This is a genomic window from Streptomyces sp. NPDC057617 (genome assembly GCF_042800555.1).
Taxonomy (GTDB): Bacteria; Actinomycetota; Actinomycetes; order Streptomycetales; family Streptomycetaceae; genus Streptomyces.
Genome location: NZ_JBHVGV010000025.1, coordinates 20,514 through 21,653, shown reverse-complemented (window position 1 = coordinate 21,653; position 1,140 = coordinate 20,514). Strand labels below are relative to the sequence as shown.

1 pseudogene is annotated in these 1,140 nt (G+C 76.8%); it reads left to right on the top strand.

From position 1 onward, the window contains the following. Positions 1 to 1,140, top strand: a pseudogene (locus ACFU9P_RS34580) (hypothetical protein); the annotation flags it as partial.

The window sequence follows — 1,140 nt, the reverse complement described above, 5'->3', positions numbered from 1 at the left end:
ACGCCCGCGGCGGGCAACCCGTCCGGCGGCGGGTCCGCCGCCGTCCCCAAGGGGTTTTCTGCGGCTGACGGCCACGGCGACGCCGGCCTGGTCGGCGTCACGACCGATGGCCCGACCGGTCCGGCCGACGACGGGGGCACGGCCTCGTACGAATCGTCCGCGCCGGGCCGCCCGCTCGGTCCGGCCGGGGCGGACGACGGCGGGGCAAGCCCGGATGGACTCTCGGCCGGTGCGGCCACGGCGGGGGCGTCCGCTCCCGGCCGCGACTCCGGCGCCGTCGGCCCGGCGACGGATCCCAACGGGGCCTCTGTGGCCGGCCGTCAGGCAGATGTCTCCACGGATGGCCTCGCGGCCGACGGTGCGGGTTCGGCAGCGCCGATGACGTCCGGCGGCACGGCCGGCGCGAGCGGCGACGCGGACGCGCCTGCGTCCGGCCGTCCGGCCGAGGGCATCGGATTGCCGAGGCAGATCGCATACGGCCGCCAGAGCGGTGCTGCCGGGTCGGCCGGTTCCAACGGGTCTCCCGAGGACGGTCGTTCGGGCCGAGACGCCGAGTCGGGTGGGGGCCGCGGCGCGACGGGCCCCGACGGGCTCCCCACCGCCGCCGCGCCGAGGCGCACCGTCGACGCGCCCCTGACCGCCGAGGAACTCGACCGGTACGCCGACGAGTTGCGGGAATTGCTCGACCTCAGCGTCGCTTCCGCCGAGCGGCAGCTCTTCGACTTGCGGACCGCCGCCGCCGATGACGCGCGGATTCTGGGGGCGCTCGGGGACGGGGGGCTGTTGCCGCCGGGGCCCGATGTGCTGGCCACCGTGGAGTATCTGGGGGAGCACGGTATCCCCGCCCTGCCCGGCTGGCGCTATCTCGCTCAGGCCGTCGACCCCGCCGACCACGCCGCCGTACTGGCCGCGCGGCCCGAGCTGGTCGACGGGGTGGTGATCACCGACCCCGCCTCGCACGCCCGGGCCAGGGAAACCCTCGCGGGCGCCGCCCTGTTGCCGAGGTCCGCCGTCGCAGTGGGGACCGCCGCCGCGCTGCTCGCGCCGGTCATGGGAGACGGAGCCGGGAGCGTGGACGACGCAGGGGTGCCCCTAAGGTGGGCGAAACCCGCCAGGAAAGAGGGGGAGGGAAGAGACGGG